Origin of the sequence: Vibrio rarus, from assembly GCF_024347075.1 — a bacterium.
GTDB classification, from domain to species: Bacteria; Pseudomonadota; Gammaproteobacteria; order Enterobacterales; family Vibrionaceae; genus Vibrio; species Vibrio rarus.
The window spans coordinates 549,120-564,968 of record NZ_AP024901.1 but is presented as its reverse complement, the minus strand read 5'-3'; the positions used below and the strand labels follow the sequence as shown (position 1 = coordinate 564,968).

The 15,849-nt window shown below is 42.5% G+C and carries 16 protein-coding genes and 6 pseudogenes; 17 read left to right on the top strand and 5 right to left on the bottom strand.

The window, feature by feature from the left end:
- Positions 1 to 60 precede the first annotated feature (60 nt).
- Positions 61 to 258: an ATP-binding protein gene (locus tag OCU56_RS17545; protein WP_390904869.1), complete on the bottom strand. Its 198-nt coding sequence runs from the start codon at positions 256 to 258 to the stop codon at positions 61 to 63.
- A 559-nt stretch (positions 259 to 817) separates the two neighbouring features.
- Here OCU56_RS17545 and OCU56_RS15545 point away from each other — a divergent pair.
- From OCU56_RS15545 to OCU56_RS15520, 6 genes and pseudogenes are all read left to right on the top strand, one after another.
- The gene (locus tag OCU56_RS15545) at positions 818 to 1,132 is read left to right on the top strand and encodes a helix-turn-helix domain-containing protein (protein ID WP_261874868.1); all 315 of its coding nucleotides are present in this window, start codon (positions 818 to 820) and stop codon (positions 1,130 to 1,132) included.
- Positions 1,129 to 2,385 carry a type II toxin-antitoxin system HipA family toxin gene (locus OCU56_RS15540; RefSeq protein ID WP_261874867.1) on the top strand — a complete coding sequence of 419 codons (1,257 nt, stop codon included), beginning with the start codon at positions 1,129 to 1,131 and terminating at the stop codon, positions 2,383 to 2,385. Before OCU56_RS15545 ends, OCU56_RS15540 begins: the two co-directional genes overlap by 4 nt.
- Before the next feature lie 558 nt (positions 2,386 to 2,943).
- Positions 2,944 to 3,486 (top strand): annotated as a pseudogene (locus OCU56_RS15535) (DUF4172 domain-containing protein); the annotation flags it as partial.
- A gap of 57 nt (positions 3,487 to 3,543) precedes the next feature.
- Positions 3,544 to 4,579, top strand: a protein-coding gene (locus OCU56_RS15530) for an IS630 family transposase (RefSeq protein WP_261873529.1) whose coding sequence is annotated in 2 segments (ribosomal slippage) — positions 3,544 to 4,002 and positions 4,004 to 4,579 — 1,035 coding nt in all. Because the reading frame shifts where the segments join, the coding sequence is not laid out codon by codon here.
- A gap of 7 nt (positions 4,580 to 4,586) precedes the next feature.
- Positions 4,587 to 5,162, top strand: a pseudogene (locus tag OCU56_RS15525) (Fic family protein); the annotation flags it as partial.
- A 96-nt stretch (positions 5,163 to 5,258) separates the two neighbouring features.
- Positions 5,259 to 6,935 (top strand): SWIM zinc finger family protein, encoded by a 1,677-nt coding sequence (locus OCU56_RS15520; protein ID WP_261874866.1) that lies wholly within the window; start codon positions 5,259 to 5,261, stop codon positions 6,933 to 6,935.
- 10 nt (positions 6,936 to 6,945) lie between these two features.
- Here OCU56_RS15520 and OCU56_RS15515 read toward each other — a convergent pair whose 3' ends face one another.
- Both OCU56_RS15515 and OCU56_RS15510 read right to left on the bottom strand, forming a co-directional pair.
- Entirely contained in the window at positions 6,946 to 7,395 is a 450-nt protein-coding gene (locus OCU56_RS15515; RefSeq protein WP_261875585.1) for a HipA domain-containing protein, read from the bottom strand.
- 70 nt (positions 7,396 to 7,465) lie between these two features.
- Positions 7,466 to 8,503: pseudogene (locus OCU56_RS15510) on the bottom strand (IS256 family transposase); the annotation flags it as partial.
- Positions 8,504 to 8,583: 80 nt separating this feature from the next.
- Between OCU56_RS15510 and OCU56_RS15505 the strand changes: the two are divergent.
- Positions 8,584 to 9,999, top strand: coding sequence for a hypothetical protein (locus OCU56_RS15505; protein WP_261874865.1), 1,416 nt, complete (start codon positions 8,584 to 8,586; stop codon positions 9,997 to 9,999).
- A 211-nt stretch (positions 10,000 to 10,210) separates the two neighbouring features.
- Here the strand turns inward: OCU56_RS15505 and OCU56_RS15500 are convergent, their stop codons facing one another.
- Positions 10,211 to 10,312 (bottom strand): transposase, encoded by a 102-nt coding sequence (locus OCU56_RS15500; RefSeq protein ID WP_261875584.1) that lies wholly within the window; start codon positions 10,310 to 10,312, stop codon positions 10,211 to 10,213.
- A 329-nt stretch (positions 10,313 to 10,641) separates the two neighbouring features.
- Here OCU56_RS15500 and OCU56_RS15495 point away from each other — a divergent pair, with 329 nt between their 5' ends.
- Together OCU56_RS15495 and OCU56_RS15490 are read left to right on the top strand one after the other, a co-directional pair.
- Complete coding sequence (locus tag OCU56_RS15495) at positions 10,642 to 10,854, top strand: DUF4258 domain-containing protein (RefSeq protein ID WP_261874864.1); 213 nt, start codon at positions 10,642 to 10,644, stop codon at positions 10,852 to 10,854.
- Positions 10,855 to 10,864: 10 nt separating this feature from the next.
- The gene (locus OCU56_RS15490) at positions 10,865 to 11,302 is read left to right on the top strand and encodes a helix-turn-helix domain-containing protein (protein WP_261874863.1); all 438 of its coding nucleotides are present in this window, start codon (positions 10,865 to 10,867) and stop codon (positions 11,300 to 11,302) included.
- A gap of 272 nt (positions 11,303 to 11,574) precedes the next feature.
- Here the strand turns inward: OCU56_RS15490 and OCU56_RS17540 are convergent, their stop codons facing one another.
- Entirely contained in the window at positions 11,575 to 11,649 is a 75-nt protein-coding gene (locus OCU56_RS17540; protein ID WP_390904885.1) for a Fic family protein, read from the bottom strand.
- A 155-nt stretch (positions 11,650 to 11,804) separates the two neighbouring features.
- Here OCU56_RS17540 and hipB point away from each other — a divergent pair, with 155 nt between their 5' ends.
- The 8 genes and pseudogenes from hipB to ahpC all read left to right on the top strand — a co-directional run bounded on the left by hipB (position 11,805) and on the right by ahpC (position 15,845).
- The gene (hipB, locus tag OCU56_RS15485; RefSeq protein WP_261874862.1) at positions 11,805 to 12,050 is read left to right on the top strand and encodes a type II toxin-antitoxin system antitoxin HipB; all 246 of its coding nucleotides are present in this window, start codon (positions 11,805 to 11,807) and stop codon (positions 12,048 to 12,050) included.
- A complete protein-coding gene (locus OCU56_RS15480; RefSeq protein WP_261874861.1) occupies positions 12,050 to 13,351 on the top strand; it encodes a type II toxin-antitoxin system HipA family toxin in 1,302 nt (433 codons plus the stop codon). The genes hipB and OCU56_RS15480 overlap by 1 nt, the downstream gene beginning before the upstream one ends.
- Before the next feature lie 15 nt (positions 13,352 to 13,366).
- Positions 13,367 to 13,536 (top strand): annotated as a pseudogene (locus tag OCU56_RS15475) (type II toxin-antitoxin system Phd/YefM family antitoxin).
- A pseudogene (locus tag OCU56_RS15470) lies at positions 13,529 to 13,717 on the top strand (type II toxin-antitoxin system YoeB family toxin). The pseudogenes OCU56_RS15475 and OCU56_RS15470 overlap by 8 nt, the downstream one beginning before the upstream one ends.
- Positions 13,718 to 13,976: 259 nt before the next feature.
- Positions 13,977 to 14,243 carry a type II toxin-antitoxin system TacA family antitoxin gene (locus tag OCU56_RS15465; protein WP_261874860.1) on the top strand — a complete coding sequence of 89 codons (267 nt, stop codon included), beginning with the start codon at positions 13,977 to 13,979 and terminating at the stop codon, positions 14,241 to 14,243.
- The gene (locus OCU56_RS15460; protein WP_261874859.1) at positions 14,234 to 14,740 is read left to right on the top strand and encodes a GNAT family N-acetyltransferase; all 507 of its coding nucleotides are present in this window, start codon (positions 14,234 to 14,236) and stop codon (positions 14,738 to 14,740) included. Before OCU56_RS15465 ends, OCU56_RS15460 begins: the two co-directional genes overlap by 10 nt.
- Before the next feature lie 183 nt (positions 14,741 to 14,923).
- Positions 14,924 to 15,103 (top strand): annotated as a pseudogene (locus OCU56_RS15455) (type II toxin-antitoxin system RelE/ParE family toxin); the annotation flags it as partial.
- A 184-nt stretch (positions 15,104 to 15,287) separates the two neighbouring features.
- Positions 15,288 to 15,845, top strand: a complete 558-nt coding sequence (gene ahpC, locus OCU56_RS15450) for an alkyl hydroperoxide reductase subunit C (RefSeq protein WP_261874858.1) — start codon at positions 15,288 to 15,290, stop codon at positions 15,843 to 15,845.
- Positions 15,846 to 15,849 lie beyond the last annotated feature (4 nt).

Here is a 15,849-nt window from a genome sequence, read left to right as displayed (position 1 = left end):
ATTACTAAAGCGCATTAAATGAAACACCACTCTTTATTTCACTTCACCCGCTTCTTTATTTCACTTCACCCGCTCGGCTCCCCCAATAATACTTTTTCTATCGGCTCCAAAGAAGAACGGAATGAGCTTGAGTAGACTTGTTTTTCCCGCACCATTTGAGCCGGTGACTCGTGTGGCGCCGTTAAAGTCGAATTCGCTGAGTAGGTGCCCATGAGGTTTGCTGTTGACTGTGATTATTCTTTTAAGGCCTGGGGTCATGGCGTATCCTTTAAATGCAGAACGAGTAGATTGAGCGATCTTAATTTCAGATAGATACAAATAGCACATCTAAGCGACAAAATCAGTCTCTAAAAGTTCATGGTAAAAATCTGCTCGGCACTTTATAGAATGACAGACGTCATCAAAAAGTTGAATGGGAAAAATTAACAAGCACTTTAAGCCTCACAAAAACAGTTGGGTGGCCTCAGCTTTGCTTCCAATTGAGAGCTCTACGAATGTTCTTGAATTGTCTAAACCATCTCCAACGTGTTTTACCGTAAGCAAGTTTTAACGCCCTAGGCATTTGTTAATTAACTTACAGCTATAGTGAACAATTGACCTGCTTATCTAATTGAATTTCTGATACGACAAAATTTCAGTGTAAAGTCCCGGTAAACCCTTCAAGATTGAGTACAGTGCGAAAGTGGCTCTTTCATTATAAACAACTTAAAAGTTGTATTGATGCAAATTAACAACTGAAGAGTTGTAAGTGTTTAAATAAACAACTAATATGCTGTTAATGATTTAATGTACAATAATTAGGCTGTTTGAGGGTTGGATGAAGACGATTGATGACATAGCTGAGCTGCTTGTTGCACAACGTAAAACGTTGGGAATTGAACAAAAAGACATGTATATGCGCATCGGTATGAAGCAGCAACAGTATCAGCGCATCGAATCTGGTAGTGACGTTAGATTGTCGACCTTACTGAGGGTTTTAGAAGGACTAGATTTAGAACTTTCGATTGTCCCAAGGAGTAAAAAGGTCACTTCTACCCTTACCGAGTCTACTGGCAACCATGCAAAGAACGATGAGTTAAAAGACGACTCTGATGATCTTAGCTTTTGGTTTAACTCTGAGGACGAGGTATGAACAAACCACTAGAGAAAGTGGAAGGCCTTGCTATTTATTTACACGGCAATCGTGTGGGTGTCATCGCGCATTATGCGGGTGGGAAAAACATCCTTACCTTCGACCCTGACTTCATAGCGATATCTCCGCAGGCGCGTCAGGTATTTACTCTTAGGCAATTATTTGACCCTGATTATCTGAGTAAATCACAAATTCGAACAGATAAAATCCCCCCAGTGTTATCGAATCTACTCCCAGAAGGGGCATTGAGAGAGCTTACTGCTAGGGCACTTCAGTGTCATATCAATAATGAATTTACGATCTTAGCTTATATGGGGGCGAATTTACCTGGTGCGATTATTGCAACGCCAATAAATGCAGGTGACGTTCCGAAATGGGCATTAGAGCAACGATTATCTACTGCGCCTCAACAGATCAATGTGAGACATACAAATAGTAAGTTTTCTCTTGCTGGGGTACAGATGAAGTTTTCGTCATCATTTAGAGATGGACGTTACCACATTGATAAAGAGTTTTCTGGGGATATGTGGATCATCAAAACACCCTCATCTGTCCACCGTGGCGTTCCGCTGAACGAATTTAGCTGTATGAAACTCGCTGAAATGGTGGGAGCTGAGATACCAGAGGTTCGATTGATTGAAATGAAAGAACTGGAGGGGATGCCGAGTATCAAGTTACCTGATGAGCAATACGCGTATGGGATAAAACGTTTTGATCGGAGTGACATTGGGCGTATCCACACCGAGGATTTTGCTCAGGTACTCGGTTTGTATCCTGCAGATAAATACCAACGCGTCAATTACGAGCAAGTGGGTAAGATAGTGTATCAATACAGCGATCAACGGTTGAAGAACATTCAGCAATTCGCCAGAAGACTTCTCATCAATATATTGTTGGGAAATGGCGATGCGCATTTGAAAAACTGGACGCTGATATACTCTGATCAGAGATCTGCAACTTTATCACCACTTTATGATGTGGTATTTACATCTCCTTATATCGTTGGTGATAGCCTTGCCCTTAACTTATCAGGCACCAAGAATTGGTTTGATATTTCTTTGGATGACTTCAAGTTATGGGCTGAAAAAACGGGTGCTCCTTGGGTTGCGATCAAGCCCCATCTTTTGGATGTTCTTGAGAGAGCTCGAAGCTATTGGCCTGATACGCTCGAAACATTACCCATGCTGGATGAACATAAAATCGCACTTAGAAAGCATTGGTCTCAATTGACCCCAGATTTTAGATTGATTTAAATGAGGGAGCAGCATCCGTGTAGTGTGACTTTTTCTATTTATCTGTGTTGAGTAAACCTAATGTAAATAGAGTTACTGTAATTTCTATGACAGTAGATCGGAAAGTATTGAGCGGTGTGATGATGTGATTATGAAGCCTATTCGAATCATATTGTGATTAGATTATCTGGTGGATTCGAATCACTGAGGTTTTTGAACTGCGAGTGAAACTGTCTCAAAACGACGATTTCGGAGCAAAAAGTGTCTCACCTCAGTTTGGGATTGCCATAAAAATTATTTATAATCAGTGTCTTATGTGAGTTTCTAGAATCCCTTCGAATACCCCTAACTTTTGCTCTGATCCTCGAAACTGCATGTTTAATTCATCTAAATCAATTGCTTACCTAGTCACCATGTAATCGAGATCCTTTTTGAGACGGTTGATCTGTTAAAAAAGTGTCTCAGTTTACGTTTAAGGCTTGCTATATGGGCTAGTGTTGACTTTTGATTTGAAACTACACTTTATTCTAATCATAATGTGATTAGAATAGAGTGTATAAACGAATCAGAGAGTCAGATATGTGGATATGGGAACAATTGGATTGGCCTGATTTTCAATGGGATAGGGAGCGTATCGAACCTATTTTGCGTGAGAGCAGGTTGAACCAGGGAGTATTGCTGGGAAAGATGTCGACTCAGTCGCTCGACCATAAACAAAGTATGCTCGATACCTTGTTAGCCAACATCGTTCATTCAAGTGCGATTGAAGGTGAAAAATTGAATGCGTTTTCGGTTCGCTCCTCACTCGCGAATAAGTTGGGGGTGTCGGAAGAAAAACCGTTTCCAACCACTGAGCAAACCGATGGACTCGCGGACATCATGTTAGATACTATCGAGCGTCTAGAAGAGCCTCTGACGTTAGAGCGTATATTATATTGGCATGAGAAACTGTTTCCGAGTGGGTATGCGTTGTTCAATCCCGTGGTAGGCGGAAAGTGGCGAGGAGATGCGCCGATGCAAGTCGTGTCAGGACGTATTGATAGACCGAATGTCCATTTTGAAGCACCACCACGAACGGTGCTGGAAAAGGAATTGGGTCAATTCGTAGAATGGTTTAATACCATTCTGCCTAAAAATATGATCTAATTATATCATTCGAATATAGCTCACTTAACCGATATGAATGACTTAAGAAATACTGACTTTAAATCACTTGCCCGTAAACAAAAGTCGAATCAAATGAAGATGCGTTTACTTGCACTTTCTCACATACAAGATGGTCACTCACGAACACAAACTGCCAAGTTTCTTAAAGTGAGCCGAACAAGTGTTAATAAGTGGGTCGCCACTTTTCTTGAGCAAGGATTTGAAGGTCTAAAAGATAAACCTAGAACAGGTCGACGTTCTTATCTTTCATCTGCGCAAAAGCAGCAGTTATCCATATTTATTAATGAAAATTCCGTCAAACCATCAGGTGGTCGCCTGACTGGCATGGATGTCCGTAGTTATATCGAAGATCATTTTGGCAAAACGTATCACCTTGATTCCGTCTATGTACTACTGAAAAAGCTCGGCTTTTCATGGATAACCTCACGCTCAAAGCATCCTAAGCAATCCAAGCAAACCCAAGAAGATTTTAAAAAAATTCCAAATCGAAACGATCTTTAAGATCCCCGGCCATGTTGCTTTGAATACTGTCGATGTTTGGTTTCAAGACGAAGCTCGATTTGGTCAACAGAACACAACGACCAAATTATGGGCGACGAAAGGAACAAGGCCAGAAGCCATCCAGCAAAAACAATTTGAATACAGTTACCTATTTGGTTCCGTATGCCCTAGTCGAGGGATTGGTGAAGCTCTCGTTGTTCCGTGTGCCAATAAAGAAGTCATGCAATTGCATCTAGAGCAAGTCTCGAAAGCAACGTTATCTGGCAGGCACGCGTTAGTGGTTATGGATGGTGCAGGGTGGCACACGGAAGAGTTAGCAGACAATTTAGAGAATGTTTCGATTCTCAAAATTCCACCATATGCACCAGAGTTGAACCCTATAGAGCAAGTGTGGAGTTGGATGAGGCAGCATCACTTGGCGAATAAAACATTTACTGGTTTCAATGACATCGTAGATTGCGTAAGTAAGGCATGGAATGACTTCTTAGCCCTACCAGAACGAGTTACAAACATGTGCACAAGACAGTGGATTAATCTGACCAACTAATTAAGCAGAATGGTATAACATGTCTAGAACGGATGCCCTTGTAGACCCTCTATTAAGGGCTGCCATCACGCATCTTTGGTTTGTTACCTTGCATCCGCTTGATGATGGCAATGGGCGTATCACTCGCCTTCTGACCGATTTGGCATTGGCCCAGGCCGATAAGCAATCGGTTCGTTTTTATGCCATGTCTGTGGGGATCATGGCTAATCGCAAAAGCTATTATGAAACACTCGAACAAACCCAGAAAGGTGACCTTGATATCACTGAGTGGATAGTGTGGTTTTGTAAGGTCCTCAATGAAACGTTCGCTGATGTCTTAAATGAGATTGATCTGACTATACAGAAAACCAATTACTGGAGGAAAGTTGAACAGTCAAAGCTCTCATCTGAACAAACCAAAGTACTTAATCGACTATTAGATGGTGATTTTCCTGAGGGGATAAATACCAGTCAGTACCATAAGGTCGCAAAGGTCAGCAAGCCAACCGCCACTCGGCACCTTGCTTATTTGGTAGAAATAGGGTGTCTAAAGAGGACTGATGCTGGTGGTCGAAGTACAAAATATGTGCTCAATATAGCTTGATATACATAGGGTGGCACAGGGTGTTACTGTGGCGGGAGTTTTGTTTGGGTGAAGTCTCCTCAATAGGTCTAACAACTCGATAAAAGGAAGAACATTGTGAATCTTGGAGAACTGCGAGAGTGGGCAGGTATTGCGACCTTTGAGCGTGGTGAGCGACTGGCCAAATATGAACAGGTCTACCACTGTCGTCACCATAATGGGCGCATTACCGCACAGGTACAAGGTGAAAACCTTTACGATGTCTCGATCATCGGCGAGCACATCAAATGTACGTGCCTTGCAGCCTCTTACCAGCCCATCTGTAAGCATGCCGTCGCCACCTTGCTAGTGTACTGGGGGCAATACACCGCAGCGCAGGCACCACTGGTGCAAAACGGTCTGACTCTGCCTGATGAACGCGAGGTGCACCGTTGGCTTGCTTCGCTTGAAAAAGAGCAGTTACTTAAGATGTTCCACGCACAACTTGAGGACAACTCAACACTGTTTGAGGCTCTGCAGTACCGCTGTTACGTTGAAACGCAAAATGAGTCACTCACCGCCAGACAAGTCACGGATTTGATTGATGACGCCTTACCCTATGATAATGCCTGGGACTACGATGAAGCCGGTGCCTATTTTGAGGCCTTAGATGATAAATACCACGCACTTGATCAGGCACTTGCTGCCTTGTCTGATGATGAGTGCTACCCTGTGGCTTGGCATGGGATCAAGCGCCTCAACACCGTTTGTATCGACTACGTTGATTCCACTAGCGGTGACTACACCCCCACCTTAGCGCTATTTTTACAGCACTTGTTAGACTCCCTTATGGCAAGCAGTGCCGCGCTCACCGATAAACTCGCGTTCATCATCCCAATCATTGAAGCACCAATTGATATCAGTGATTCATTCTTAAAGATCTTAGACAATAACGTGCCAGCCCTCGGTATGGCCCTTGAGCAAGCCCTTCATTCGGATGCACTCTTTGAAGCTTTACCATCATCTACGGCGAGCGAAATTTGTCGCCACTACAGCCATAAGGCAGCGACACAAGAACAGTGGCAAAAAGCCATTGAATGGCAGCTCAAAATGGAGCTCGATTGGCACGATTGGCTAAACTTAGGAAAATATCACCTCAGGCTTGAGCAATACGCACAAGCTCAGCACTGCTTAACCCAAGCGGGTGAAGCGGTGCAAAACCCAGAGCATACCTCACTGATTAACTTTGCATGTCAGCTCGCAACGGTACAGGGACAAGATAAAAAAGCTTGGCAGATCCGCTGGCAACAGTTTGAAAAACGCCCTAGCGCAGAAACACTAAAACCGCTACAAGCCCTGATGCCTACCAAAGGAAAGCTCAAGGAGCAGCAACAATCTGATGTAATTGAGTTACTGTTGCGACGCACCAATTCACGCTCTCATTCTCATACAGACGTACCGTTATTGGTGGAAACGGCTCTGAACTACCAGCGGATCGATATCCTATTGATGTGGGCGCGTCACCAAGCCGTGAGTGCTTACTTAGGTGTAAGCGTCGCCGATAGTCTGCCTTCAAAACACTATGATGTCGCCTGTACACTGTATCACACAGCCATTACGAATAAGGTAGAAGAGACAAATAACAGCGCCTACCTTGAAGCGGTAAAAATGATCGCTAGATTTAAAATAATGGCCTGCGTTGATAAAACGCAACATGAACTCAACTGGTCCCGATTTGTCCGGCAGTTAAAAGAGCATATGAAAAGAAAACGAAACTTTATTCGTTATTTGGAGGAGCGCTTTACGTTTCAATAAGCGAGTTCTGTCACATAATGTCCACGTGTTCAAATTGATTTAAGTCATTATGACGACTATCAATCCATTTAATCACCTTCATGATATCCGCTTCGGGCATAAAACTATTTCTGTAGATATCTTTAATTTCATCCGCCCGCGCACAAAGCTGCTCAATCAACTTTTTAGCTAGTTTGGGGCGAATTCCAATATTGTTCGCAAACGTGAGGAAATCATAGCCTGTATAGGTACAATGCGATGTATAGTCGCTGGTATTCCCATTATCGCCTTCTTCGCTGGCTAATAGCGGCAATGCTAATGAAGCTTCATTGGCAATGTAGTCTGGGTACGGGGCTATAGATACATAATCATAAATAGGGGCTAGCTGTGCATAGCCTTTCTCGGGCAAAAGTAAGCCAATATTCCGCAAATGAAAGTCATTGTTACCAAGATAGTACGCTGTTAGTACCCGATTAAACAGCTCCCTTTTGAAGGATAAGCTACTGTCTACACGAGAGATGAGGCTGTAACAGATTCTGTGTAACTGACATTTAGTTTATGTGCTTCTCGACACGATCTTCGAACTCGATGATAAATCGACTCATCGCCTGACGCCAGTTTTGAATGGGCATCGTCCATTTTTTACTGGCATCTTTAATCGCTAGATAAACCATCTTAGTTGCCGCTTCATCATTTGGGAAGATTTTACGCTTCTTCAAAGCCTTACGTATCACGCTGTTGAGTGATTCAATCGCATTGGTTGTGTAAATTGCTTTTCGAATATCTTGCGGGTAGTTAAATAGCGTATTCAAGTTTTGCCAGTGATTGCGCCAAGACTTGGTTATTTGAGGGTACTGGGCGTCCCAGGTTTCACCAAAACGCTCTAATTCAAGTAACGCTTCGTCTTCTGTTGCAGAACGGTATACTCGCTTCAAGTCAGCCGTGACGGCTTTATAGTCTTTCCAAGAGACGTATTTCAGAGAGTTACGTACCATGTGAACGATGCATAGCTGAATATGTGTTTCAGGGAACACGGTATTGATAGCATCAGGAAAACCTTTGAGGCCATCCACGCAAGCTATAAGTATATCCTCAACGCCACGTTGGTTAAGCTCCGTCAAAACATTAAGCCAAAACTTTGCACCTTCGTTTTCTGCTATCCACATGCCCATCAATTCTTTTTGCCCATCAGTATTAATTCCAAGGGCAAGGAAGATGGATTTGTTGATAATACGTTTATCTTGACGCACCTTAATCACAATGCAGTCAAGGTATACTATGGGGTAAAGGGCATCAAGCGGACGGGACTGCCACTCAACAATTTCATCGATGACGGCGTTTGTCACTCGCGAAACGAGACTCGGTGAAATCTCAGCACCGTACCATTCCTCAAAGGCATTGACGATGTCACGCGTGCTCATGCCTTGTGCATAGAGCCACAGAATCTTATCGTCCATAGATGTAAATCGAGATTGGTGTTTTTTAACGAGCTTAGGCTCGAAAGAGCCATTGCGATCACGAGGTGTATCGAGTTCGAACTCCCCATCTTCGGTTTTGATCCGCTTGCTACTCTTTCCGTTACGGCTATTTCTTGATTTGGATTTGAACCGTGATATTTAATCATCGGTATGCTTATACCCAATTAACTTGAAGATGCTGGTTTAAGAACTTGGAAATTATCATTTATCCTGAACGTAGACACGGTAACTCCATTCGCATCCCAGAGGATTTGTTGAAATGCCTCATGCCAATTATCCCGAAGCCTCCTGAGTTTAGTATTGAGGTTGCCTCTTTTGACGCTGAAAACATCATGCTGTTAGAGTCTTCGAAGCAAACTGAGAGTGAACTGAATGCTTTGATTAACCTTATAAAGGATAAAAAATTAAAAGTAAGCGCAAAGACAGGCATGCCATCAAAAGCGCTTTTGAAGAAACTATCGAGTCAACTCAATGAACCGTATTCAGAAAGTGTTGGGGAATCATTAGAGACAATAAAAGCGTTTTGCTGGGTGCAGGTATTGAGGGCGTCTTCTTGGATAAAGGAGAGTCATGGCCAGTTAAACGTTAACCTGAAAACCGCGACGCTCCAACAAAAAAACAGTGATGCCATGAAGCAACTGTTTTGGGACTGGCAACAGAACAGTCAGTTCGACGAATTCTCACGTATTAATGAGGTCAAAGGGCAGAAAGGCAAAGGTCAGCGGTATTTTACCACGCCAGACAGTCGAAGAGAGGCGTGCACTGAAACCCTGAAAGCTTGTCCTGTAGGTGAGTGGGTTTCTTTTACTGATTTTTTGAGATTGATGGCCGCGAAAGGACACTATTACTTAGTGACTGAAGAACCATCATTTTTATACATTGGCGATGCGCATTATGGACGTATCTATGACGAAGAGTCGTTAAGCAATGTTCATACCCGATGTCTAATAATGGAGTATTTCGTGACTTTGGGTCTGGTTGATATCGCCTACTATCGCCCCGAAGAGGCTTCTAATGACTATTACAACCGCATCGGACACTTCGATTTAGATTATTTATCTATTTATGATGGACTGCAATACCTACGTTTAACCGAACTCGGAGCTTATATACTTGGCCTTACTGAGGATCACAGCGAAGCATCGAGTAGCGAAACCCCCGTGCTTTTATTGTCCAATAAGCGAATACATTTTATGCAACCTCCTACCTCGATTGAGAGAGTTTTTCTTATCAATTACGCCGATGAGCTTGCTAATGATGTTTGGCAATTATCGAAAAATAGGATGCTAGCATACATCGAAAACGGCGGTGATTTACAAGAATTACAAGCGTTTATCCAAGCTAGGGATGAAAAGCCCTACCTACCGACGGAGATAGAAAATATCTTTAAAATGCTGGATGCAAATAAGCAAGCCGTAAAAGTGGTCGGCCGAGTGTTATTGCTAAGATGCAACTCAGAAACAACCGCAAACAATATCGCCTCAACCCCTCAGTTGAGTAAATGGTGTCAACGAGTTGGCAAAGATCAACTGATAATTCCGGAGAAGAAAGAGTCACAATTCAGGGCGCTGATCCATGAGTTGTCTTATGCAATGCCAATTGATTAACGTGTCCTTAGGTACATTTTAATCCGACGTTTACGGTTTTTGGTGTAAAGCATCGATTATATGTCGGTGAGTATCTGCGAAGCGGCTCGCCATTATGGTGTCTCTGTTCCGGCAATGAGGCGCGAGGACAGGCGGCTCGGGTTTAGTCATGAGCTTATTTTCCAGTTTTGTCAGTGGTCAGGTGCTAAGGTTATCCTTCATGAAGGTTCGCCTAGCCCTGATCTTCAATGTATTTTCTCACGGTGTCAGCACTAGCATTTCCAACAGAACAAACGAAATAACCGTCCGACCCAAAAGTCCTCTTTTTCCAAATCGTTGCTTTAGCTTTGGTTGCTTTGACCTTGTTATTTTAGTAGGAAAGGTCAAAACTTATTCGATTGAGTTGATAACTCATCATCGAAGGATAAAAGACGACAAAATGTTGCCTAATAATCGTTATGACTATTTATCAAATCTTGCGTTTAATCTTGTTGTACCTCATAATTTAAACTATCAAATTGATAGGTTTCCCGTATATCAAAAAGTAAACTTGAGGGAATAGATGAGTTTCCGCTGACTTCAGCGTCAGCCAAGAAACTTATCAATGAACTGGCAAGTCATCATACCGCTAGAGTCTTTATTGGCTCACATGCTCGAGAGCGCATGGAGCAACGTGGCGTGACTCGCATGCAAATATTCCAAGTGCTTAGCAATAAGCACAGTAGAATAACGGAAGCTCCCCATCAAACACCTAGAGGCGATTGGAAATGTAACCTTCAAGGTATGGCTGCTGGTGAAATCGTAGAAGTCGTTGTTTCGCTGAAGAGACACGAAGACGATCCATCTGCATTTGTTGTTACGGTTATAGTTAAGTAAAGAGGCTAATATGTATCACTATAAAGAAAGTGGTCTACCGTATGTTTATTTAGCAAATGGTTTCACTATCGACAAAGTAGAGGATGAAGAGTTTGTTAGTATTGATAACCTTTATGAGCTACATGCTCTTATTGGTCGAAATATTGTATCTCAGGTAAGACCAATATCTCATCAAGAGTTCAAGTTCATTCGTATTGAACTCAATATGTCTCAAAAAGCGCTTGGTCATCTGTTGGGTGTTGACACTCAAACTGTCGCTCGTTGGGAAAAAGGGCAATCTGTCATCCCGAGAACCGCAGACGTTACTCTTCGAGCTATGTTTGCGGAGTTCAATGACGATGACAGCCAAATAGGTCTTCTGCTCAATATGCTTTCGGACTCCGAAATTGAATCAACAATGGCTGAATTGCATCTAGAAGAACAAGATAACAAGTGGCGTGTCGCATAGTCATAACAAATTAGATAAGGCGGCTTAGCCGCCTTAGAAGCTCAGTGATCAGCTAGAAAGAAGCTATGCTGTCGCTGAGTAGTTCACACATCAATTCATTAACCGCACTCCGGCAATGTCTGAGCATCAGGCATAATCCCAACATTGCTATTCGAGCGATTTTGTTTTTGTTGTGCAGTGAATTTACCCATTACACACTCCCTTGGTAAGCTGATTGTGTAACTATCTCTGTTTTGGTCGCATTGTGACTAAATTAAACATAAAGCTATCTTCTACTTAAGAGCATGACCAAGTGCGGTTAAACGGTATCTCTGCGAACGGCTACGTGGTTTTTCAGGGATAGTCATTTCAATATTCCCACTAAAGGATAAATGAGTTTTTATCCTTTAGTGGGGATAATATGGACTTTATCCTCTAGTGGGGATATAATTTCAGCTATCCCCACTAAGGGATAATTAAATATCTTGAAGGTGTGCCTTAACTCTATGGAAAGCTGGAACAAATGATATATAGCCCAAAACAATTAGCAGATATGATGCTACTGATACGCCAGAAGAATGGATGGACACAATCAGAACTAGCAAAAACAGTGGGTATCAAGCAAGCGACGATCTCGAACTTCGAAAACAACCCTAACAAAACAACTCTTTCTACCTTCTTTAAACTTGCCCAGGCAATGGATCTCACATTGAGTATCCAAGAAAGATCACAGGTAGCTCCGTTAAATGAAAATGATGATAATTGGTAATGCAGAAGCTAACCGCATACATGAATGGTGAACTTGTTGGCACTCTAGAGAAACAAAAGAATGGTGCGCACAGTTTTCAATATGATAAAAACTGGTTGACCAATGCGGTGACTCGGCCAATCTCATTGTCTTTAAAACTTCAATTACCAGCCATCACTTCCGATGCAGTTATAAACTATTTTGACAATCTCTTGCCAGACAGTCCTCAAGTCAGAGATAGAATCGTTGCTAGGTACAAAGCACCATCCAAACAACCCTTTGATCTCCTGAAAGAAATAGGAAAAGACAGTGTTGGTGCAATTGCTTTACTTCCTCCAGAAGTTCTTTATAAAAAAGAGCCACTTAGCTACGAAGTTCTGAATGAAAAAAAACTAGAATCGGTTCTTTCTGCATACAAGTCTGATATTCCACTCGGTATGCTTGAAGAAGAGGAAGACTTTAGAATCTCAGTCGCAGGTGCTCAAGAGAAAACGGCTCTACTATTCGTTGATGGGCAATGGTGTATACCGAAAGGTCACACGCCGACGACCCACATAATCAAACTGCCTATTGGAGAGATCCAGCAAGCGAACGCGACCCTCGATCTCAAGGATAGCGTAGAAAACGAGTACCTTTGCATTGAGCTAGCTAGAGCTCTTGGTTTCGCAGTTCCCAACGTTCATATAATCAAAACTGGCAGCATCAAAGCTTTAGCGGTAGAGCGTTTTGACAGGCGCTGGACAAAAGACAGAGCAGGATTACTACGCTTGCCTCAAGAAGATATGTGCCAAGTATTTGGTATGCCATCGTCGATTAAGTACGAATCTCAAGGCGGTCCAGAGATAGCACAGATAATGGAGTTGTTAATGGGATCAAGCAATGCGATAGAAGATCGATATAACTTCATGAGGTTTCAAGTCTTTCAATGGCTCATTGGAGCGACAGATGGGCATGCTAAGAACTTTTCTATCTATATTGATAGGGGAGGAAGCTATAGACTTACTCCATTCTACGATATTTTGTCAGCTTACCCACTACTGGGGGGGAAAGGGCTCAATATCAGAAAGTTAAAGCTGGCGATGGGATTGAAGGCAACTAAAGGCAAGAAGTATGAAATCTGTAAAATCCTACCTCGCCACTTTTTAGACACAGCTAAAGTTGTAAACTTTAGCCAAGACACTATGCAAGAGGTAATTGATGAAATGAAAGGTGCTTTGCCTAAGGCAATGTTACAAGTCAGTGCTGCATTGCCTGAAGACTTTCCTGAGCATATCGCTAATTCAATTTTTGAGAATACTGAGAAAATAGTTAAGAAGATTTAGGCAGACACAACAGTCATTACACGCCGCGACTCTGAAGATGCTGTGGTTATGTCATTAGACTACTACACAGTCTAATGGAGACAGTGCTCTTACTACGCTCTCCCAAAAATGTTGAGCACCTAAACCGATCAATAGCACAGTACCGTGCTGGTAAAACAACCGCTCGAGAGTTAATAGATGAGTAGCAGTCAACGTTTACTATCGTCGACTGATGAGGCTTGGAGTGACTATCTGTATTGGTAAACCAGAGCAGTTAAAAGAGAATTTATAGCGTTTTGGTCTCGCCGCATTGACGACACTAATAGACTTGTTTACGCAGTCGATGATCAAGCCATTACAATAATTTCGTTACCACTACTAAATTAGCAAAGTCATTGAATCACTTTTGTCCGAATGTGAGTTTAGTGGTTATGTATGATTGTGTGATCAGGTCAAATCGAACCACTGATTTTGTCAGACTAAGTATGAACCAGTACATATAAAGTCACATACAAGCTACGATCATAATCCTACCAACTACAACCGATTTTTCGTATCGCAGATCCAAAAAGATAATGTATATCTATTGACTACACACAAGAGCCGTATAGACTGTATATTAAATAGATATACAGAGGATGGTGCCATGGCAACAAAAACAGCGCCAATCAACATGCGAGTATTACCATCGGTAAGAGACATTATCGATGCCGCTGCAAGTTTAAAAAAAGTCGATAGAACCGTGTTCATTCAACAAGCCGCTCTCAATGAAGCCCATAGCGTACTGGCAGAACATCGGGATTTTGTTCTTGAAGCAAAGGCTTTTGAAGCATTCGATAACGAACTTAGCGCAGAACCACAGACTCTTGAAGGCATTAAAGACCTGTTTAAAAGGAAATCGCCTTGGGAATAAGTGCACCAACCCTGCTCACTAATGATCACAAGATTAGTGCCTTTCAATGTGGCATCGAAGAACTCGATATTTGGTTAAGAAAACAGGCTTTAAAGAATCAAAAGCGGGGAACCGCGAGGGTGTATGCTGTCAATAACACTGATACCCATCAAGTTGTTGGGTATTATGCCATTGCCATTGGCTCTGTTTCCAGAGAGCAAGCATTTAGTTCACTACGGAGAAATAGCCCTGATCCCATTCCCATGGTGATTCTAGCCCGGCTTGGGGTAGATAATGCCTATCAAGGTCAAGGCATTGCAGCGGGTCTTTTAAAAGATTGTATCATTCGATCAGTACAAGCAATGAACGCTGTCGGTGGGGCAGGAATCTTAGTCCATGCTATTGATAGTGGTGCGCAAATGTTCTACAAGAAATTTGGCTTTAAAGAATCGACATTTGATCCTTTAGTACTTATGGCAAGGATCTGCGATATCGAAAAATCATTGTCAATAGACTGAGGTGACGGCCTACTTCCTTAAAGTGACTCCCAACGCATGGCATTTTTCATTCCATCGTTGGGTTTTATTTTACGGTGGCCTGGTTAAGTTTCGAATAATGGAAAAACCAACATACCTCAGCTCATGAAGGGTGAACGTTTCTTAAAGGACTTGTAATTAAACAATGCCAAAAGACACTACAAATTGAGCAAATTAGCGCCGTTTCATTTGTACAAAATCAAAAGGTACACCAGCAATAACTTGTCTGAAGAGCAGTGGCAGATTTATAAGGAGAGGCTGTTATCTGGATTTCAGATGCTCGCCGAAAATCCAGAGTTAGGTAAGAGTTGCGATGACCTTTACCTCGGAGGATTCTATTTCCCTGCGCTATTTCTGACTACTTAATGACTGTGATTGATATTATTTATCGTTTTGCTTTTTCAAAGATAGGAACTACCTATTGAATCTATAGAAATATCCAACTTCACTAATTTTCGGTGTGAATGCAATATATCTCCATCGACGCGGGATAGCGTCATACACAACAAATTAGAAAGAGAGTCAAAGCATGATCAACACAGAAATTAAACCATTTAGCGCAACAGCATTCAAAAACGGCGAATTCGTAGACATTACTGAGCAAGACGTTAAAGGCAAGTGGGCGGTATTCTTCTTCTACCCTGCAGACTTCACATTTGTATGCCCAACGGAACTGGTTGACCTGCAAGACCAATACGCAGAGCTTCAATCTCGCGGCGTAGAAGTTTACTCAGTATCAACTGACACTCACTTCTCTCACAAAGCGTGGCACGATACTTCTGACAAAATCGGCACTATTGAATACTTCATGGTAGGCGACCAAACAGGCAACATCACAAACAACTTTAACGTGATGCGTGAAGGTCAAGGCCTAGCAGACCGCGCTACGTTCCTAATCGACCCTGAAGGCGTTATCCAAGCAATGGAAATTACAGCTGAAGGCATCGGTCGTGACGCTGAAGACCTTCTACGTAAGGTGAAAGCTGCACAATACGTAGCCGCTAACCCAGGTGAAGTTTGCCCAGCTAAATGGAAAGAAGGGGAAGAGACTCTAGCACCTTCTCTAGACCTAGTAGGCAAGATTTAATTTA